The organism is Paenibacillus glycinis (genome assembly GCF_009909185.1).
In the GTDB taxonomy this organism is placed as follows: Bacteria; Bacillota; Bacilli; order Paenibacillales; family Paenibacillaceae; genus Paenibacillus_Z; species Paenibacillus_Z glycinis.
Genome location: NZ_JAAAMV010000002.1, coordinates 475,802 through 495,891, shown reverse-complemented (window position 1 = coordinate 495,891; position 20,090 = coordinate 475,802). Strand labels below are relative to the sequence as shown.

At 59.5% G+C, this 20,090-nt stretch carries 20 protein-coding genes; 18 read left to right on the top strand and 2 right to left on the bottom strand.

The window, feature by feature from the left end:
- Positions 1 to 18: 18 nt before the first annotated feature.
- The 15 genes from GT019_RS06305 (at position 19) to GT019_RS06235 (ending at position 15,708) form a co-directional block, all read left to right on the top strand.
- The gene (locus GT019_RS06305) at positions 19 to 1,512 is read left to right on the top strand and encodes a ribonuclease H-like domain-containing protein (protein ID WP_161741964.1); all 1,494 of its coding nucleotides are present in this window, start codon (positions 19 to 21) and stop codon (positions 1,510 to 1,512) included.
- Between the two features lie 5 nt (positions 1,513 to 1,517).
- A complete protein-coding gene (locus GT019_RS06300; RefSeq protein WP_161741962.1) occupies positions 1,518 to 2,345 on the top strand; it encodes a TIGR01457 family HAD-type hydrolase in 828 nt (275 codons plus the stop codon).
- A gap of 15 nt (positions 2,346 to 2,360) precedes the next feature.
- The gene (locus GT019_RS06295; protein ID WP_161741960.1) at positions 2,361 to 3,200 is read left to right on the top strand and encodes an Fpg/Nei family DNA glycosylase; all 840 of its coding nucleotides are present in this window, start codon (positions 2,361 to 2,363) and stop codon (positions 3,198 to 3,200) included.
- Positions 3,201 to 3,206: 6 nt separating this feature from the next.
- Entirely contained in the window at positions 3,207 to 4,040 is an 834-nt protein-coding gene (locus GT019_RS06290) for a deoxyribonuclease IV (RefSeq protein ID WP_161741958.1), read from the top strand.
- Between the two features lie 4 nt (positions 4,041 to 4,044).
- Positions 4,045 to 4,350, top strand: coding sequence for a cyclic-phosphate processing receiver domain-containing protein (locus GT019_RS06285; protein WP_161741956.1), 306 nt, complete (start codon positions 4,045 to 4,047; stop codon positions 4,348 to 4,350).
- Positions 4,351 to 4,372: 22 nt separating this feature from the next.
- Positions 4,373 to 5,155 carry an ABC transporter ATP-binding protein gene (locus tag GT019_RS06280; protein ID WP_161741954.1) on the top strand — a complete coding sequence of 261 codons (783 nt, stop codon included), beginning with the start codon at positions 4,373 to 4,375 and terminating at the stop codon, positions 5,153 to 5,155.
- Entirely contained in the window at positions 5,152 to 6,168 is a 1,017-nt protein-coding gene (locus tag GT019_RS06275) for an SAM-dependent methyltransferase (RefSeq protein ID WP_328803915.1), read from the top strand. Before GT019_RS06280 ends, GT019_RS06275 begins: the two co-directional genes overlap by 4 nt.
- 116 nt (positions 6,169 to 6,284) lie before the next feature.
- On the top strand, positions 6,285 to 7,922 hold the full coding sequence (locus GT019_RS06270) for a serine/threonine protein kinase (RefSeq protein WP_161741952.1): 1,638 nt from the start codon (positions 6,285 to 6,287) through the stop codon (positions 7,920 to 7,922).
- A 202-nt stretch (positions 7,923 to 8,124) separates the two neighbouring features.
- Positions 8,125 to 8,823 (top strand): response regulator transcription factor, encoded by a 699-nt coding sequence (locus GT019_RS06265; protein ID WP_161741951.1) that lies wholly within the window; start codon positions 8,125 to 8,127, stop codon positions 8,821 to 8,823.
- The gene (locus tag GT019_RS06260; protein ID WP_161741949.1) at positions 8,820 to 10,178 is read left to right on the top strand and encodes a HAMP domain-containing sensor histidine kinase; all 1,359 of its coding nucleotides are present in this window, start codon (positions 8,820 to 8,822) and stop codon (positions 10,176 to 10,178) included. Before GT019_RS06265 ends, GT019_RS06260 begins: the two co-directional genes overlap by 4 nt.
- A gap of 24 nt (positions 10,179 to 10,202) precedes the next feature.
- Positions 10,203 to 11,066, top strand: coding sequence for a carbon-nitrogen hydrolase family protein (locus GT019_RS06255; protein WP_161741947.1), 864 nt, complete (start codon positions 10,203 to 10,205; stop codon positions 11,064 to 11,066).
- A 32-nt stretch (positions 11,067 to 11,098) separates the two neighbouring features.
- Positions 11,099 to 11,761 (top strand): GNAT family N-acetyltransferase, encoded by a 663-nt coding sequence (locus tag GT019_RS06250; RefSeq protein WP_161741944.1) that lies wholly within the window; start codon positions 11,099 to 11,101, stop codon positions 11,759 to 11,761.
- Between the two features lie 29 nt (positions 11,762 to 11,790).
- Positions 11,791 to 12,459 carry a GNAT family N-acetyltransferase gene (locus GT019_RS06245; RefSeq protein WP_161741943.1) on the top strand — a complete coding sequence of 223 codons (669 nt, stop codon included), beginning with the start codon at positions 11,791 to 11,793 and terminating at the stop codon, positions 12,457 to 12,459.
- A 39-nt stretch (positions 12,460 to 12,498) separates the two neighbouring features.
- Complete coding sequence (locus GT019_RS06240) at positions 12,499 to 13,272, top strand: MBL fold metallo-hydrolase (protein ID WP_161741941.1); 774 nt, start codon at positions 12,499 to 12,501, stop codon at positions 13,270 to 13,272.
- A 465-nt stretch (positions 13,273 to 13,737) separates the two neighbouring features.
- Positions 13,738 to 15,708, top strand: coding sequence for an endonuclease MutS2 (locus GT019_RS06235; protein WP_161741939.1), 1,971 nt, complete (start codon positions 13,738 to 13,740; stop codon positions 15,706 to 15,708).
- A 37-nt stretch (positions 15,709 to 15,745) separates the two neighbouring features.
- Here the strand turns inward: GT019_RS06235 and GT019_RS06230 are convergent, their stop codons facing one another.
- On the bottom strand, positions 15,746 to 16,387 hold the full coding sequence (locus GT019_RS06230; protein ID WP_161741937.1) for a thiamine diphosphokinase: 642 nt from the start codon (positions 16,385 to 16,387) through the stop codon (positions 15,746 to 15,748).
- Positions 16,388 to 16,673: 286 nt separating this feature from the next.
- On the opposite strand from GT019_RS06230, the gene GT019_RS06225 reads away from it, so the two are divergent.
- A complete protein-coding gene (locus tag GT019_RS06225) occupies positions 16,674 to 17,354 on the top strand; it encodes a trimeric intracellular cation channel family protein (RefSeq protein ID WP_161742161.1) in 681 nt (226 codons plus the stop codon).
- Positions 17,351 to 17,833 (top strand): low molecular weight protein-tyrosine-phosphatase, encoded by a 483-nt coding sequence (locus GT019_RS06220; RefSeq protein ID WP_161741935.1) that lies wholly within the window; start codon positions 17,351 to 17,353, stop codon positions 17,831 to 17,833. Before GT019_RS06225 ends, GT019_RS06220 begins: the two co-directional genes overlap by 4 nt.
- 89 nt (positions 17,834 to 17,922) lie before the next feature.
- On the opposite strand, the gene GT019_RS06215 is transcribed toward GT019_RS06220, so the two are convergent.
- Positions 17,923 to 18,663 (bottom strand): alpha/beta hydrolase, encoded by a 741-nt coding sequence (locus GT019_RS06215; RefSeq protein ID WP_161741933.1) that lies wholly within the window; start codon positions 18,661 to 18,663, stop codon positions 17,923 to 17,925.
- 352 nt (positions 18,664 to 19,015) lie between these two features.
- Between GT019_RS06215 and pdhA the strand changes: the two genes are divergently transcribed.
- Positions 19,016 to 20,083, top strand: coding sequence for a pyruvate dehydrogenase (acetyl-transferring) E1 component subunit alpha (gene pdhA / locus GT019_RS06210; protein WP_161741931.1), 1,068 nt, complete (start codon positions 19,016 to 19,018; stop codon positions 20,081 to 20,083).
- Positions 20,084 to 20,090: the final 7 nt, after the last annotated feature.

The window sequence follows — 20,090 nt, the reverse complement described above, 5'->3', positions numbered from 1 at the left end:
AGAAGAGGGAGAGCCGTCATGAGCGGGCTGAGAGACCGGCTGCTCCGGTTGCGCAGCTCGCAGGCCGCGCAGGCGGAGCGGATGGCGGGCATGGTGGAACGACCGGCGGAAGCTGCGGTACGGGACGAATACGCCCAGAGCAACGTGCCGGCACATGAGCACGAGCACGATCCGCAAGCCGGCGCGGAAGACGAAGCCGGAGCGATGGCTCGGACTGCCGATGCCGCCGAGCTCGAGTTAGGCACGAGGAGTACCGCTTGTTCCGCTGCGGCTCCGGAGAAGGCACATCGCGCAGGCGAAGCGTCCGTATACAACGCCGTAGATGCGGATAACGAGCACGAATTGCCGCCGGAATGGGGCGAGATAGGCGTCCGCGTCGTCGCGTCCACGGAAGGGGAGTTTCTCGTCAGGGAAAGCCGATATCCGCTCGCGCATCGCCATGGGGTGCATCAGCTCGCCGAATTGCCGGTCGTTCAGCGGGCATTGGGCGCCTTCGACCAAGCAGGCAGCGTCGATCCCGACGGCGCGAACCTGCTTTTCCTCGATCTGGAGACGACGGGACTCGGCGTCGGCGCGGGCAACGTGCCCTTCATGGTCGGGTTGGCCTATCTGCAGGAGGAGGCATTCGTCGTCGAGCAGATGCTGATTCGCCATCCGGCCGAAGAGCGGGCGATGATCGGTTATTTGTGCGCCATGCTGCCGAGCTTCACGCATCTCGTGACGTACAACGGCCGGACGTTCGATTGGCCGGTTCTGTACAATCGGTTCGTTTTGCACGGCTTTCGAACGTTTGAATGGGAGCCGGTGCACATCGATTTGCTCCATCCTTCGCGGTCGATATGGCGAAATACCCTTGTTTCCTGCAAGCTCAGCCATGTGGAGGAGGAACGGCTCGGCATCATGCGAAGCGACGACGTGCCGGGATCGCTTGCGCCTGCGATCTACTTTCAATACCTTACGGACGGGAATCCGGAGCCGCTGCTCGGCGTTTTTAAGCATAACGAGACCGACATGCTCTCGCTCGCCGCGCTTGCGATCCGTTTCGGCCATTTCCTTGGCGGCGGCGTAGGAACCCTCGTTCCCGTGCCGAATGAAGCCGAAGAGCTCCTTCGCACGGGATTGTGGCTCGAACGCATGGGGAAGGCGGAGCTTGCCGAGCCGCTGTATGCCCGATTCGCCGAGCATTCGGGCGCATCCGCCAAAACGATGTGCCTGCTTGCGGAACGCGACAAGAAATGTGGAAATTGGAACCGCGCTGTGTTATTGTGGCAGAAGGCTGTGCGCGCGTCGGAGGATGCGGTATGGCCGAACTATGATGCGCATATCGCGCTTGCGATGTATTACGAACATAAGACCAAAGAGCTGGAGCGAGCGCTGCTGCTGGCGGAACGGGCTTTCGAGCTGGCGGATGGCCGCCATGGCGGTCTGCGGCCGCAAGGCAAGCGCAGAACCGAGCTTGACTTGATTCGCAAGCGGATCGACCGCTTGCGCTTGAAAAGATCGAAGGGGTGAACGGCATGGGACTCGGCGCGACACGCCTTCGGGGGTTGTTAATCGATTTGGACGGCACGCTGTATCACGGGGGCAACATGATTCCCGGCGCGGATGAATTCATCCGGCTGCTGCGCAGGGAAGAGATACGGTATTTGTTCGTCACGAACAATTCGTCCGCTTCGCCCGATACCGTGGCGGAGCGGCTGAACGGCATGGGCATTCCGGCGGAGCCGTCGGATGTGTGCACGTCCGCGCAGGCGGCGGCCGCATACATCGCGGAACGTCAGCCGGGCGCCAGCGTGCATGCGGTGGGCGAGTCCGGACTGCTCGCCGCGCTGCGGGAAGCCGGCCTTCGTCTGACGGACGACGAACCGGAGCTGGTCGTGCAGGGCATCGACCGGGCGCTGACCTACGAGAAGGCGGCGGCTGCCGTCAAGCATATTCGCGGCGGGGCGCAATACATATTGACGAATCCCGACCTGCTGCTGCCTTCGGAGCATGGGCTGATCCCCGGCGCGGGATCGATTTCGGCCATGCTGCGGGCGGCTTCGGGCGTCCAGCCGATCGTGATCGGCAAGCCGTCCGCGATTCAGATGCATTTTGCCCTGAAGCGGTTGGGTTTGGCGCCAGCCGAGACTTGGGTCGTTGGCGATAACCCGGCAACCGACATCGCGGCGGGAAAAGCCGTAGGTTGTCCCTCGGCCTTGGTATTAACCGGGCTGGCAACAGCCGACAATTATAAAGCGCTGCTGTCGTCGGCGGACTGCGAGGCCAACGAGGTCTTCGAAGATTTGTACCGCCTGCAGTCGTGGCTGACAAGCCGGCTGGAACAGCAGAGACAGAGCCGATAGGAAGGAAGTCTTAGCATGCCGGAATATCCGGAAATGGAACATTACCGCAGGCTGCTGGCGGAACGCGTCGCCGGCCAGCCCATTACGAACGTCATCGTCACTAGGCCCAAGTCCATCAACGTCCCGGTGGAAACCTTTGAGCGCGAGCTCATCGGCCGGACCGTTTGGTTCGTGGAACGGCGGGGCAAGATGCTGCTTTTCCACCTCGACAACGGCAAGCGGCTGCTCCTGCATCTCATGCTGGGCGGCCTCATTCGTTATGAATCCCATGCGCCGACGGCGGAAGGCCTGCCGCAGGAACGGCCGGATCGTTCCGTGCAGGTCACGATCGGTTTTCCGGACGCGGACCTGTGCTTCATCGGCTTGCGGCTGGGCTATATCCATCTGCTCACCGTCAAAGAAGCGCTCGCCCGTCTCGCCGACCTGGGTCCGGAACCGTTCGACAGCCGACTGACGCTGGAGGGCTTCAAGGCGCGCTTCAAAGGAAAACGCGGGTCGCTCAAGACGGCTTTCGTCGAGCAGCGCGTCATTGCGGGCATCGGCAACTGCTATGCGGACGAGATCGCGTTCGAGGCCGGCATTCGGCCCGACGCCAAGCTCGCCGAGATCGAATCCGAATCCTGGGAGCGAATCTATAACGCGATGCACGCCGTGCTGAAGGATGCCGTCGCCAAGGGCGGCTACATGGAGCTTCCGTTGACCAATGACGATACGGTGACGGGCGGGTATAACGACCATTGCCGCGTCTACGACCGCGGCGGCGAGACCTGCCCGCGGTGCGGCGGCACGATCGTGCAGACGGAGCTGAATGCGCGTAAGCTGTTCTATTGCCCGTCCTGCCAGAAGGACCGGTGATCCAGCATGCGCGCCGGCGTTCACGTTTCCACGAGGGGCGGCTACCGCGAGGCGGCGAAGCGGGCGGCTGCGTACGGCGCGGAAGCCTATCAATACTTTCCCAAAAATCCGCGCAGCCTGACAGTCAAGCCGTTTGACCGCGGCGAGGCGAACCGATGCGCGGAGTATTGCGCGTCGCGTGGCATCGTATCGATTGCCCATTCGCCGTACCCGACGAACATCGCCTCCGAGGATGCCGATCATCGCGAACGGACGGCGATGTCGCTGCTCAACGACCTGGATATCGCCGAAGCCTGCGGCTCGCTGGGCGTCGTCGTTCATTTCGGCGTCTACAAAGGGCCGGATCCGCTGGAAGGCTACCGGAACGCGGTCTTGACGCTGAGCGCGGTCGCGCGCCAATGGGACGGCAAGGCGAAACTGCTGATCGAGAATCAAGCCGGCGAGCATACGTTCATGGGCACGACGATGGAAGAACTGGCGCAGATTCGCAGCTTGTGCGCGGATAACGACAAAATCGGCTTCTGCCTCGATACGTGCCACCTGTTCGCAAGCGGCGTCTGGGACGGTCGTCCGGACGCGCCTTGGATGGACAAGGCGATCGAACTCGGGGTAATCGGGCACTTAAGCGCCGTTCATCTGAACGATTCCCTCTATCCGTGCGGGGAGAAGCGGGACCGGCACGCGGTCATCGGAGAAGGCTGCATCGGGGGCGCCGGATTAACGTGGCTGCTCGGGCATCCATTGCTGGCGGACACGCCGTTCGTATTGGAAACGCCTTCGGGGACTGACGGCACGCATCATGGACAATTGGAACTTATTCGGCGCATGGGAGGATCCTGATCGCATGATCAACGTCTATTTGGATGATTATAGGCCATGTCCGCCAGGCTTCGTGCTCGCGAAATCGGCTGAAGAATGCATCCTGCTGTTGGAACACGAGGAAGTGGACGTGCTTTCGCTGGACTTCGAGCTGGGCTGGGGGCAGCCGAACGGCTTGGCCGTCGTGCAGTTCATCGTGGACAGCGGACGTTATCCGCGAAGCTGCTACTTTCATACGTCGAGCGCCGCGGGACGCATCGGCATGATTCATCTGCTGACGCAGCATGCGCCTCCGGAAGTGGTCATCCATCATGGACCGATGAAGGCGTAATAATTGGGGGAGGGAAATGGCGATGATTTCCTTGAAGGACATCACGTTCCGACGCGGGGAAAGGCAAATCTTGAACGGAATCAATTTACATATGAACGACGGGGAGCATTGGGTCATTCTCGGCCGCAACGGCTGCGGCAAGACGACGCTGCTCGAGATGATGACGGGTTATGAATTTCCGACCTCCGGCACGGTGGACGTGCTTGGCAACCGCTACGGCGAGTGCGACGTGCGCGAGGTTCGCAAACAAATCGGCTATATCAGCCAGTCGGTCATGGAGAAATTGACCTTGCGCGATCCGGTATGGGAAGTCGTGGCGACCGGCGAATACGCTTTTCTCCGGTTCTATCAGGAGATCGACGAAGGCGTGCGGCTGAAGGCGCTGTCGCTGCTCGCGGAAGTCGGGCTGCTTCACACGGCCGAGCAATCGCTCGGTTCGCTGTCGCAAGGGGAGCGGAAGAAAGTGATGCTCGCCCGCGCGCTGATGCTCGAGCCGAAGCTGCTCATCATGGACGAGCCGTGCGCGGGACTCGATCTCTACGAGCGCGAGAAGCTGCTCATCGATCTCGGACGCCTCGGCCGGCGCGATATGGCAATCGTCTACGTGACGCATCATATGGAAGAAATCATTCCGTTGTTCACGCATGTCGCGCTCGTCCAAAACGGTGAAATCGCGGCGGCCGGGCCGAAGAAAGAAGTGCTGAGCGCCGAATCGCTAAGCGCCGCATACGACTGGCCCGTGGATGTGCATTGGGCAGATGACCGCCCGTGGATTCGGGCATTACCGGGAGGAAGAACGCAGTGACGGAATGGATTGGAACGGCGAATCACGGCTTCGCCTCGCTTGCGATGGAAGAGCTTCGCAGAATGATAAAGGAAATTAAATTTACGCAACTCATCGCCGGCGAAGTATTTCGGATCGAAGTTCCGCTGAGCCGCGAAGAGATGTTCGATCTGCTCGGGACGAACGAGCCGATCTTTTTGCGGCATATCCAGCCGATCGACCGGATCCTGCCGATTCAAGGCAGCGCCGACGATCTGCAGGCGCTGTCCGAGCTGGTGCGGCACGCCCGAACGCGCTGCGAGCGAGGTTCGACCGCCGTCCATCTCAGGCGCGTCGAAGGCACGCGGTTCCCGTATTCGGCAGCGGATACGAAAGCGGTGCTGGATGCGGTCATCATGGAGCTGGGCGCCGAAACGACCATGCAGTCGCCCGAGCAGATCTTATCCATCTTCGCCGGCGCGGACGAGCTGTACGTCGGCTGGGGAACACCGGCGGAGCAGCTGTCCGACTGGCCGGGCGGCGCCGTCCGGTTCCAGCGCGAGGACGGTCAGATCTCGCGCGCGAAGTTCAAGCTGCTGGAAGCCGAACGGGCATTCAAGCTGTACTTGGAGAATTTCCGGGAAGCGCTCGACATCGGCGCCGCTCCGGGGGGGTGGACGCAGCTGCTGCTCGAACGCGGACTCCGCGTCACGTCCGTCGATCCGGCGGACCTGCATCCGAAGCTGTCGGCTTACCCGCGCTTGACGGCGCTTAAGAAAAACGCTTCGGACGTTCAATTTGCGCCGGACACGTTCGATCTGCTCGTCTGCGACATGAGCTGGAGCCCGATGCAAATGGCGAAGCTGGTGCTGGAGAAGACCGATGCGCTGCGGCAGGGAGCCTCCGCGGTAATCACCGTCAAGCTGATGCACAAAAAGCCGCTGCAGACGATCAAGGACGTCATCGCGAAGCTGGAGACGGCGTTCGAGCTGCGCAAAGCGAAACAATTGTTTCACAATCGCGACGAAATTACGCTATACTTGGTGAAAAGATAACTGATCGGGCTCGTGGATCAGATCCAATACACGCGCGGGAAAGCATCCCGGACTAGCAGGCCTATGGTCTGCGCGTTCGGGGTGCTTTATTTGCGTTACGCGGGAGGTTGGCACTCATGGAACAAGGCAATAACGTGACTTTCGAGAGCGGAACGGTGATCGGCGGTCGTTACCGCATCCACGGCCTGATCGGCAGAGGCGGCATGGGCGAAGTGTACGCGGCCGAGGATATGCGCCTGCAGGGCAAGATTCGCGCTTTGAAGGTGAATCGTTCCTCGGTGGGAACGGGTCTGCGCAGCGCGGAGGAGGCAGGGCTGCTGATGCGGCTCAATCATCCGCATTTGCCGCTGATCGTGGATTATTTTCCGCCTTCGGGCAGCGAGGCGGTCGAGCTGATGGTCATGGATTATATCGACGGCATCACGCTGCAGGCTTATATGGAACGGCACGGCGGGCTGCTGCCTGCGTCGCGGGTCATTGAAATCGGGATGCAGCTTGCAGAGGCGCTTCGCTATCTGCACGGCCAACAGCCGGCCATCATTCATCGGGATTTGAAGCCGACGAACGTCATGATCGACCGCAGCGGCTTCGTGCGCCTGATCGATTTCGGAATCGCCCGCGAATTCAAGCCGGGACAGCTGAAAGACACGGTCACGTTGGGCACGCCCGGATTTGCGGCGCCGGAGCAGGAAGGAGACCGGCAGAGCGATGCGAGGACGGACGTGTTCGGGCTTGGCGCGCTGCTGCATTATCTGCTTGCGGGAGGGACGTCGAAGGCCGGCGGAAGCAAGAGCCGAGGCGGCTTCGAGGCGGCCGCCGGTCAACCCGGACTCGACGGTTCATGGCTGCTCGGCGGGCCGCCTGCATTGGCAGCCGTCATCGGACGCATGACCGATCCCGTTCCCGCCTTGCGTTACGAATCGATGGAAGAAGCGTGCAAGGCGCTCGAAGGCTGCTTGTACGGCGATGCCGAGAACGGCAGGGGAACGCAAGCCGGACATCCGATATCTCGCGTTCCGACCGCGCAGCGCCGGCAAACCGTCATGGTCGCCTCGTTGTCTCCCGGCGCAGGCGGGACCTTCACGGCGATCACGCTGGCGCATTTGCTGGAGCGGCCCGGAGGCCCGGCGATCGCGGCCGTCGAGCACCCCGTCCTCGAACCGGAATGGCATGCCCTGCTGCCCGCGGCCGGGAAACAGAATTCTCAAGGCAAGGCTTCGCCTGACCGGCGTTACGTCATCACGACTTCGCCTTCCGCCAACATGGCATGGTATCGATTGGATCCGTCGTCGTCTGCCGCGGCCGCGCAGGAAGCGGAGCTGCAGTTGAAGCACCGCTTGATGCTGCAGGCCATCCAAGCGCCGGTCGTCGTCACCGACGTGTCCAGCCGCTGGCTGTCGACGGAGATGGAGCGGGAGCTCGCGGCCTGCGACTGCCTGCTGTTCGTCGCCGATCCTTTTCCGTCGAAATGGACGATTCAGCGTTTGGCCGCGGCAAAGCGGATCTGCTTCGAGCGGGAAGCCGCCGGCAAAGGCACCTACTGGGTCGCCAACAAGGACGGCAAATTCGGCGCGCGCGGCGCCTGGCTCGCCGCGATGCCGGCCAAGCCGAGCTGTTCGATTCCGCTGCTGCATGCCGATGAATGGACCGATCAGATGTGGGCAGGCAAATGGGCGACGTCGAACCGCCGCTGGCACGCGCTGCTCGAACGCGCGCTTTCGCCCGTCGTGAACGCGATCTTGGCCCCGGCATAACGCCAAAGAGGGCGATTCTGTGCTACAATGATGTGCGTGCGGGCGAGGCGAACGGCGTTTACGAGGCTTGGTTGCGCGCTTCCCGGCGTGAAGGCGAGCGCCGGCCGCATGCTTGCATTGGCGGACATGCTTAATTATGATTATGGGAACGGGTCCGCCGGGATCCGCAATACGACTAGAGCAAGGTAGGTGCAAAACGAGTATGAACGAACGCATTCTTGTCATCGAGGATGAAGACGGCATTGCGCGGATTCTCCAGCTTGAACTGGAGCATGAGGGCTATTTCGTCGGCCGCGCATCCGAAGGCAGAAGCGGATTGGAGCAGGCCATGAACGGCGAATGGGACCTGCTGCTGCTTGATGTCATGCTGCCCGGCTTGAACGGCATCGAAGTGCTGCGGCGCATTCGGCAGGCGGGCAATTCGATTCCGATTATTCTGATTACGGCGCGCGACACGATTCCGGATAAAGTGAGCGGGTTCGAGCACGGCGCCAATGACTATATAACGAAGCCATTCGCGATGGAGGAGCTTCTCGCGCGCGTGCGCAACCTGCTTCGCATCTTCCAACAGCAGCCCAAGGAGCCCGAGAGCCCGGACGTGCTGAGAGCCGCGGATCTCTCGATCGAGCTCCGGACGCGCAAGGTGTTCCGCAAGGATTTGCCGATCGAGCTGACGCCGCGGGAATTCGAGCTGCTCGTATATTTGGCGGAGCACCGGAACGAGGAGAAGTCCCGGGAGGATATCTTATCCGAGGTGTGGGGCTACGACTTTATCGGCGAAACGAATCTGGTCGACGTGTATATCCGGTACTTGCGGCAGAAAGTCGACAAAGGTTACCGCCACAAGCTCATTCATACCGTCCGCGGCGTCGGTTACATGCTTAAGGAGCCGGATGCATGACGCTGCGCCGAAGGTTCACGTTCTTCACCATTTTTTGGCTCATCTTTATTCTGATTTTATTCAATATTTTCGTATACCTATTCGTGATCAAGATCACCATTCGCAGCGAGGACCAGCTCCTGACGAATAAAGTGAACATCCTGCTCGAGGATCCCCGTATCAATGATCCCAGTCAGCTGGCGAACAGCGATTTGCTGCGGGACTATTACAACGTCAGCGAATTGATGCGCGTCGTGGACAGCAGCGGCAAGGTAGTCAATACGCAGGGTTCCGACCCGGAGCTGCTTGCGCTCAAGCCGGATTTCTCCACGCGGCACGACACGGGCATGTTCTTTATCGAGGGACGGCGCGTGCTGTACATGAAGGTGCCGCTCTTTCACGACAACGAGGTCATCGGAACGCTCGAGCTGTACCGGAAGCTCACCCTGCTCGACAGTTACTTGAAGGTATTGGTCATCGCGCTGACGATTACGAGCATCGGGGCGATTCTCTTTGCGATTTTCGGCACTTATTGGTTCACGTCGCGCCTGACTTCCCCGATACAGCATATGGTGCAGACGATGCGGGAAATCGACCGGAGCGGGAAGCTGCGCAAAATCGAGCTTTCCCAGCGGGATCAATCCGCGGAGCTGCTGCAGCTTGCCAGGGCGTTCAACCAAATGATCGATCGGCTCGACCGCACCTTCGAGCGCCAGAAACAGTTCGTCGCCGACGCTTCGCACGAACTGAAGACGCCGATTACGGTCATCACCAGCTATGCGGGGATGCTGAAGGGCTGGGGCCGCGACGACGTGAATATTCGCGAAGAGGCGATCGAGGCGATCAGCAAAGAATCGCAGCGGCTGCAAAATCTGACGAAGTCCATGCTGCAGCTGGCGCAGGCGGAGCAGGAGGACTGGCTGAAGCTGGAGACGTTCAATCTCGTGCAGCTGGCCGACGAGACGGCGGATATGCTGCATATGACGTTCCAGCGGCTGATCCGCGTCCACACGACCGGCAAGCAAGACGTGCGGCTTAGCGCGGACAAAGAGAAAATCCGCCAATTGCTCGTCATTTTGCTCGATAATGCCATTAAATACAGCAAGGATCCGATCGACATCAACATCTCCATGCACAAGAACGTCGTGCGTCTGGCGGTGGCGGACAAGGGCATCGGGATTCCCGAGGACGAGATGCCGTATTTGTTCGAGCGCTTTTATCGGGTGGACGGGGCCAGAAGCCGAGCGACGGGCGGCGTCGGGCTCGGATTGTCCATCGCGAAGCGGATCGTGGACATGCACGAAGGCCAGATCGACGTGTTCAGCAAGCCGGAGCAGGGAACGACGATCTCGATCGCGCTTCCGCAGAAAAAATAACGATGCAGTCAAGGGGAGAGGACCATGAGCGGTTTACGCGTATGCGCGGTGCAATATAAGCTCGCCGATATCGAGAGCTTCGATCAATTCGCTTTTCAAGCGCGGCACTACGTCAGGAACGCTTCGGAGTACGGCGTGCAGGCGATATTGTTTCCGGAATTTTTCACGACGCAATTGCTCTCGATCGGGGACGAGGCCGGCGCCGCGCTGACCATCGATAAGCTGCCGGAGTTTACGGATGCGTACATAGCGCTGTTTCAGTCGTTGGCGGCGGAATATCGCGTCCATATCGTCGGCGGCACGCATGTCGTCGCGTTGGCGGACGGCAAGCTGAACAATACGGCGCATTTGTTCTATCCGGACGGCCGCGTGGAGAAGCAGGCGAAGCTGCATATGACCCCGACGGAGCGCGAGGAATGGAACATGTCGCCGGGCGACGGACTGCAGGTCTTCGACACGGAGTTCGGAACGATCGCGATGCTGACCTGCTACGACATCGAATTCCCGGAAATCGTGCGGATGGCAAGAGCCAAGGGCGCGGACATTATCTTCTGTCCGTCCTGCACCGACGACCGGCACGGTTTCTATCGCGTGCGGTATTGCTGCCATGCCAGAGCCGTGGAGAATCAAGTATACATCGTGACGACCGGCACGGTAGGTTCGCTGCGGAAGGTCGATTTCATGCGCGCGAATTACGGGCAGGCGGCCGTCATCTCGCCGAACGACATTCCGTTTCCGCCGGCGGGCATCATGACCGAAGGCGTTATCAACGACGACATGCTCGTCGTCGCGGACGTGAACGTCGGGTTGCTGCACGACGTTCGGGCCGCAGGCTCGGTTACGACATGGCGGGACCGCCGCGTCGATCTGTACGGCGACTGGTCTTAATCGGGCGCTGGCTTGAAGGAGGTAAGGCCGACATGCGAAAGCAAATGATCGTGTACGCGGACGGCAAGCCGATCGAGATCGTTATCCGCAATTATACGTGTTCCGATTTTCCCGGCATGATCGATATTCAGCGGGAGAGCTTTCCGCCGCCGTTTCCTTCCGAGCTCTGGTGGAACGAAGCGCAGCTTCGCGAGCATGTCGCGCGATTCCCGGAGGGGGCGTTATGCGCCGAGATCGAAGGACGGCTCATCGGATCCGTCACGGGACTCAAGGTCGGAGAGGCGCAGCTGCATGCCGACCACAGCTGGGCGTCCGTCACGGACGGCGGCTATATCCGAAATCACGATCCGCAAGGCGACACCTTATATATCGTGGATATTTGCGTCATTCCGGAGATGCGTAAAGCCGGCATCGGCAAATGGCTGATGCAGAGCATGTACGAAACGGTCGTCCATCTAGGTCTGAAAAGGCTGCTTGGCGGCGGGCGCATGCCGGGCTACCACCGCGTAGCGGACGTCGTGACTCCGGAAGCGTACTTGGCAGGCGTATTGTCCGGCAAGTACAACGATCCCGTCATCACGTTTCTTCTGCGATGCGGACGAATGCCCGTCGGCGTCGTGCCGAATTACTTGGAAGACGAGGAGTCCCGCAATCATGCCGCCCTCATGGAGTGGCGGAATCCTTTCCTGGCTTAACCATTCATAACGTTAAAGGAGCGAAACAAATGGAGTACATACGCATTCAATCGATCGATCATCCGCTGTTCGCGAACATGCATGCTTTGATGAAGACCGTATTTCCGCCCGAAGAAGTACTGGCGTTCGAGAAATGGCGCGCGCCGCTGGAAGACGAGGGCATCCATGTCTACGTTGCCGTTCATGACGGCGAAGTGGTCGGCACGACCGAGTATCGGTATTACCCGGCGCTTCGGGTAGCCATGACGGACTTCACGATCGTCGGTCGTCCCGGCCTTGGGATCGGCCGCTTCCTGCTGCGTAACCGCGCGCGAGACCTGCAGCGGTTGGCGGCGGAGAGCGGAACGGTCTCTCTCGGCATGTTCGCGGAAATCTACGATCCCGCGCAAGCAACCTATGAATTCGGCGGCATCTATCCCATGAACCCCTATGTTCGGCGCGAAGTGCTCTCGCATATCGGTTACCAGCGCCTGGACTTCCCCTACGTGCACCCTTCCTGGGAAGAGGACGGATCGGCTGTCGGCGGCCTCAATCTCAGCTTCCTGCCGGCCGACGAGGATCTTGCGGAACTGCCGGCCTCGCTCGTTACGGATTTTTTGACCCAATATTACTCCGCGCTGCCGAACAAGCCGGATGAATGGCACGCCATGATGGACCGGTTGAAGTCGACCGACAAATTGCGCCTGCTGCCGTTGTAACAAAATCTTACACGCAATTTCGAGGGGAGGCGCGACAGCTTGTTCATCACCTTTTGGGGGACGGGAGACGCCCTTGGCGTTCCGCGCGTCTATTGTTCATGCGGGGTTTGCGAAGAAGCGAGGAACGGAGGGGAAAACCGGAGATACCGTTCGTTGGTGCAGCTCGCGGACGACGCGTTCGGTACGCTGCTCATCGATTGCGGGCCGGACTGGCGAACCGGCATGGAGGCGGCGAAGCTGCGCCATATCGACGGCATGCTGATTACCCACGCGCATTTCGACCATATCGCGGGGCTGCCGGAATACGCGGACATGTGCAGGTGGCTGGGCTGCAAGGGCAGGGTATTCGCGATGCCGGACGTCATCGACGAGATACTCGTCCGTTATCCGTGGCTGAACGCGCATATCGAATTCGTGCCGATTGCCGGGGAGATGAAGTTCGGCGGCTGGCAGGCCTCCTGCTGGAAGGTCAATCACGGCAGGAACGGCTTCGCCTACGCGTTTCGCTTCACGGATTCGGCCAGCGGCCGCAGCTTCGCGTACTGCTCGGATTCCATTGACTTGCGGGGCGATGAGCTTGATCCGATGCGCGAGGTGGATGTGCTCATTCTCGGGACGAGCTTTTACGAGGAACCCTATCCCTTCGAGTCGCGCTCCGTATATGACGTAAAGGAAGCGCTCGAGCTTGTCGAGCGGCTGAAGCCCGGAAAAACGTATTTTACCCATATGTCGCATGATATCGACGTTACCCGCGACTACGGTCTTCCGGCCGGTACGGCATTCGCGCGAACCGGCCTGACGGTGATCGTATAGGCGGCTGCCGCTTGACTTTTGCGGCACGCAGCCGCTAAGATAGAACTAACTTTATGCAGCAAGGGGAAATTTTTGATGAGTGTCGGTGTTCTTAACTTCTAAAATTGGATAAATCCTGGGACGCTTGGCGTCTCCAGGGACGGAACCGAATGTGAGTGCAAGATGGCTTGCCCGTAATGGGGCAGGTTTATGTCGTTGTGCCGGATTCGGATCTCCCGTCGCCAATGAGTTAAGAACATGACGATTTCCCGCCTGCTGGACGGTGAAAAAGCGTGCTCTTCGAGCACGCTTTTTCATGCTTTGCGGCCCTTCTCCGCCTATCGGAGGGGTCTGCTTGTGCATGCATCACCGTGTCCACGAACAGGAACGGAAGGCGTTTATGCGCTTTTCCGTTCCTGTTTTTTTGTGTTTGCGCTTGAAACGATCGCCGAATCGAAAATCGAAACGAATAGGATGGATGCCGTAATGAATCAAACGACGATGAATGCCTTGGAATACCAAAAGATAAAAGCCATGCTGGTCTCGTACGCCGTATCGGACGCCGGCAAGGCGTTGGCGGAGCGGCTCGAGCCGAGTTATCGGCATCGGCAGGTCCAGGCTTGGCTAAAGGAAACGGAGGAAGCGGCGGCATTGCTCGCGATGGGTGCCAGCGTGCCGCTCTCCGCGATGGAAGGCATCGGACCGTTCTTGTCGCTGCTCGGGAAAGGCAAACTTTTCGCCGAACAGGAGCTTGGCCAGCTTGCCGTGTGGCTGACGTCCGTGGCGCAGATGAAGCGCTACATGGACAACAAGCGCATGGCGGCTCCGACCATCAGCAGCTATGCCGATTCCATGCAGGAATGCCCGGAGCTCGTCCGGGAGCTCGCGCGCTGCATCCGCCACGGCGCGTTGACGGACCAGGCGAGTCCGGAACTCGCGGATATCCGGCGCCATATCGCGGCCGCGGAGGACCGGATCGAACGGAAGCTGACTCAGCTGCTGGGCAAATACAAGAGCGCGCTGCAGGAGCAGTTGGTCAGCAAACGGAACGGACGATTCGTCATTCCCGTCAAGCGCGATCTGCGCAGGCAGGTGCCGGGAACCGTATGGGACGAATCGGCCAGCGGCCAAACGTTGTTCGTAGAGCCTGCCGACGTGTCCGATTTGCAGGCGGAGCTGCAGCTGTGGAAGAGCGAGGAGGATCGCGAGCGGATGCTGATTCTGGCCGGGTTGTCGGACTTGGCGGAAGCGCATGCCGATGCCTTCCGTTGGAATGCCGAGGCGATGGCGACGTTCGATTTTATTTTCGCGCGCGGCAAGCTCGGCAGGACGTACGCGGGGATCGCGCCCCAGCTCGCGGACCGTCCTTTCGTTCGCTTGGAAGGCGCGCGGCATCCCCTTCTCGGCGAGCAGGCCGTGCCGTTGTCCGTCGAGATCGGCGGCGACTGGCGGCAGCTGATCATCACGGGGCCGAACACCGGCGGCAAAACGGTCGCGCTCAAGACGTTGGGGCTCTTCGCCTTGATGTGCCAATCGGGCTTGCTGCTTCCGGCGGAACGGGGGACGGAAATGGGTCTGTTCGAGGTCATACTCGCCGATGTCGGCGACGGCCAAAGCATCGAGCAGTCGCTTAGCACCTTCTCCGCGCATATGGCATGCTTAAGCGAAATGCTGAAAGCCGCGAACGGCAGATCTCTCATCCTGCTCGACGAGCTTGCCGCGGGCACGGACCCCGGCGAAGGAATCGCCTTGTCGATCGCGGTACTGGAAGAATTGCTGCAGCGGGGATCGCTCGTGGCGGCGACGACGCATTTTAACGAGATTAAACGGTTTGCTGCCGTTACGGACGGCTGCACGAATGCACGGATGGCGTTCGACGCCGGCACGCTGATGCCGCTCTACCGATTGGAGATCGGCGAGGCCGGGGACAGCTACGCTTTCGCCATCGCCCGGCGGTTCGGCCTGCCGGATCGGGTCGTGACCCGAGCGGAACAACGTGCCGGACAATCGGTGCGCGAGCTGGCTGGGCAGGAACCGCGCGTTGCGGATTCCGGATTTGGCACTTTGCCGTTGGCGGAACGGCATGCGAGTTCGCTAAGTCGGAGCAAGCCCGCGACCGGGCATTCCGATTCGGGCGACGCGGAAGAACGAAAGCCGAAGCATCCTTTCGAGGTCGGGGACTGCGTATGGATCTATCCGCTTCGGAGGACGGGGATCGTCTACCGCGCGGCTGACGAGCGGGGGGAGGTCGTCGTGCACGTGCAGGGGAACAAGCTGACGTTCAACCGTAAACGGTTGTCGCTCTACATTGCCGGATCGGAGCTTTATCCGGAAGGTGACTATGACATGGATATCGTCTTCGATACGAAAGAAAACCGGAAAAAACGCAAACTGATGGGACGGAAGCACTCGCCGGGCATTGCGATCGTCACGCCCGCCGAGGATGCGGATAAGTGATGGTGCCAAGCTGTTCGAAATACGCCGCAGCCGGCCCTCAGTCCCGGCTTTCGATGACGAGCAGCAGCCCTTCGCTAAGGACGATCGTTCCTTCTTCGCCCAACAATTTGTTGCTGATGCCGATGGATTGTCCGATTTCGATGGTCGCCTCGTTGAGCGGGTATTGAAAGCCGGTCAGCGTGATTCCCGTTACGGTTTCGGTCAGCGGCAGCAGGGAGATGTAAGCGAACCCCCCGTTGGTCAGCCGCAGCTCTCCGGAAGCGATCCGAATACGGTTGTGTTCGTCCGCCAAGACGGCCGGGACGCCTTCCCGCGCCGCGAAGCGAAGCAGGTGCACGTTCGCAAGCGTGTGGTCGAAACGCGTTCCCAGCGCCCCGACCATCATGATCTCGCGCGGCCCTTTGGAGACCGCGAGACGCCAGGCGAGCTCGGTGTCGGTATAGTCCTTGTCCACGGGGTCGTAAGCATGCGTTTCTGCGCTGTTCCGGCGAATCCATTCGAATTCCTCCGCGGTGACGGAATCGAAATCGCCGAGCGCGATATCGGGCCGAATCCCGTGACGGACCAGGAACAGGGCGCCCGCGTCGGCTCCGATGATGTAATCGTCGGGGGCGATCAAGGGAAGCGTCCAATCCCCCAGCCGGCCGCCCGTCACGATGACGATGCGTTTATCCTTCATGTTCGTTGTTGCCGCCTTTCGATAGTATGAATGCTGCGATGTGCGAGTCGTGCCGCGTTTATTCCGCATAAATGCCCCGTTCTCATCGCAAGTGCACAGTATTCGTGTGGAGCCTGTTTTATAGGCCTGAACCCGCTTTAGCCAGTATACGTCCGCCTGCCGCCGTTGAACAGACGCCATGCAGGAATTTACGCTTGAAGATTGCGGCCCCCGCGGCTAAAATAGAAAGGATTTAAGAATAGTGCGGAGTTCTCGGAGGCAACATGAGATGAATGCAGCGATGAATATGGAAATTTTTACGGTATTCAGCATTATCGGCACGATTGCGTTCGCGGTCAGCGGCGCGATCGTGGCCATGGAAGAAGAGTACGATATTCTAGGCGTCTACGTGCTCGGACTCGTAACGGCATTCGGCGGCGGCATCATTCGGAATCTTCTGATCGGCATGCCGATCACGACGATTTGGACGCAGGGCATGCTCCTCAAGACGGCCGTCATCGCGATGACCGTCGCGTTCGTTCTCCCGCTCAAATGGATTCGAACCTGGAAAAAGAGCGAAGCGTTCTTCGATGCCATCGGGCTGTCGGCCTTCGCGATCCAAGGCGCCTTGTACGCGACGGGCAAATACCCGATCAGCGCGGTCATCGTGGCCGCGATGCTGACGGGCATCGGCGGCGGCATGATCCGCGACGTCCTCGCCGGCCGGAAGCCGCTCGTGCTGCGGGACGAGATTTACGCGGTCTGGGCCATGTGCGCCGGCGCCGCGATCGGTCTTGGCTGGTTCAAATCGCCGGTGCAGCTGTTCGTGCTCTTCGTGATCGTGATCGCGTTCCGCATGCTGTCGGTGCATCACGGGTGGCGGCTGCCGAGACGTTCGCTGAAATACGCGCTGTCGCAGTCGGTATTCGCGGAAGAAGAACGCGCGGCGGCCGCAAAGAACGAGCATCAGGAAGGAGATCGGCCATGATTCGAATATTGTTTGTATGTCTCGGCAATATATGCCGTTCGCCGATGGCGGAAGCGGTATTCCGGCATCAGCTGCAAGCGGGCGGACTGGAAGGCAGGATCGAGGTCGATTCCGCGGGAACGGGAGACTGGCATCTGTGCAAGCCTCCCCACGAAGGGACGCGCGCGCTGCTGGACCGGTACGGCATCTCGTACGAAGGGATTCGCGCCAGGCAGGTGCTCCTGGACGATTTCAACGAATTCGACTATATCGTGTGCATGGACAGCGCCAACGAGCGCGACGTCAGAAAAGTGTTCGGAAGCAGAGCGGACGGCAGCGCGAAGGTGTTCAAGTTCATGGATCTCGTGCCTGGCAAAACAAGCAACGACGTCCCGGATCCGTATTATACCGGCAATTTCGATGAAGTGTACGCGCTGGTGGAGGAAGGATGCAGAAACCTGCTGGCGAAAATCCTGCAAGAGCATCCGGAACGCGCCTAACGAATTTCCGTGCTTGCGGCAACGACAAAAAACCGGAAGTCCCGCTTGGGGATTTCCGGTTTTTTGATGCGCGCGGGCAAGGACGAGCGTTAACTTTCCATGCGCAGAAACGTGCGGAGCGCCTCGGGTATGAATTGCTGCCAGAAGCCCCAAATGTGATCGCCGTCATGCTCGCCGTAGATGGTCGATGCGCCCTTGCTCTCGAGGATCTTCCGCATCTCGCGGTTCAACTCGACGAAATTGAAGACGCCGTGGTCGGATTTGAAGGCCGTCTCCTGGAGGCCGACGATCATATAGAGCGCGAGCGGGCTGAGATCGCCTGCCTGTTCGGCGATTTCGAGCGAAGCGGGATAAAAGGCGCCCGAGAAGGAAATAATTTGATGGAACAATTTGGGATAAGCCAGCGCGATATGAAAACTGACCGAGCCGCCGAGCGAATCGCCCGCCAATATGCGCGACTCCGACTCTTGCCGGATCGGATATTTGCCTTCGATGAAAGGAATCAGTTCTTCGCCGAAAAACGATACGTACGCGTGATGCCTGGCGCCATCCGGGGCGTATTCCGCCGTCCGGAGCTTCAAGTCGACGTCGACGCCGACGATGATAAAGGGCTCGACGCCCTCGTCGAGTATGAGCTGGTTCGCGATCGTCGCGATCCGGCCGAAATTGAAAAATTGCTCGCCGTCCTGGCAATAGACGACGGGGTAGCTCAAAAGATCGCTGTAGCCCGGCGGCAAATAAACGCGGAGGCTGCGGGATTCTTCCGGCAAATAACGGCTGGTTACGACTTCTTTCACGACCGTTCGTTTTAAATAGCGTTGATCCGTCATGAGGTGAAATCTCCTTTCGATAGTTCGAATGTTCGAATATCCGATACAGATTGTTTGAAGGCGGCGTTTGGATAACGTTGGCTGAATGGCCTTGCATGGATTAGGAACAGTTTGGGTAAACAATAGGGAGGCTAACCAAGGTTGTCCAATGGGATTTTCTGCTGTTGTATTATGCTGTACTATGAATAAATATTATCTGTTACATATACAATTTAGCAGGTTTATAGAGAAAATATTGGCGAGTACAGCGGTTTTTAGTTCTTTATGCTTTGACCATTTCGGTTAAACAGGTTTATAATCATTCTATAACAGAGCTACATGTTTTTTCAAATATTCAACTGAGGTGAACAATATGAGCAAGCTGCCTTACGAAGTTCATTCGGAGCCGGTAACCCCGCTTTCCGTCTTGTCTCCTGAAGGAGAAGTCGTTAACGAGGCGTACATGCCGAACTTGACGGACGAGCAATTGAAAGAAATAATGTACCGCATGGTTTTTACCCGCACGTGGGATGAACGCGCCGTCAACCTGGGCCGTCAAGGACGCCTGGGCTTTTACGCGCCCGTTTCCGGTCAGGAAGCGTCCATGGTCGGCAGCGAATACGCCCTGAACAAAGACGATTTCGTCTGCCCGGGCTACCGCGACATGCCGCAAATCGTATGGCACGGCCTACCGCTGTACCAAGCGTTCCTCTACTCCCGCGGCCATCAGCACGGCGGCCAGGTTCCCGAGGGCGTTCACGTACTTATGCCGCAAATCATCATCGGCGCACAGATTTTGCACGCTACTGGCGTTGCGATGGCCTTTAAGAAGAAAGGCGAGAAACGCGTAGCCATCACGTATACGGGCGACGGCGGTTCCTCCGAGGGCGATTTCTACGAAGGCTTGAACTTCGCGGGCGCCTTCAAGCTTCCGGTCATTTACGTCGTGCAAAACAACGGTTATGCCATCACGACGCCGTTCGCGAAACAAACGGCCGCGCAATCCATCGCGCACAAAGCGCTGGCTGCCGGCGTTCGCGGCGTGCAAGTCGACGGCATGGACGTCCTGGCCGTCTATAAAGCGGTATCCGAAGCAGCCGAGCGCGGCCGCAACGGCGAAGGCGCGACGCTGATCGAAATGATCACGTACCGTTTCCGTCCGCATTCCATGGCGGACGACACGACGAAATACCGCACGAAGGACGAAGAAGGCGAATGGAGCCTGAAGGATCCGATCGCGCGTTTCGCCAAATTCCTCGAGAAGAAAGGCCTGTGGACGGAAGAAGACACGGCCCGCGTGAAAGAGGAAGCGAAAGCGTCCGTCAACGAGAACATCAAAAAAGCGGAAGCGACGGAGAAAATGACGGTCGGCGGTTTGATCGACTCCATGTTCGAGACGACGCCCGCTTATCTGGAAGCGCAAAAAGCCGATTTTCAATAATGGGATG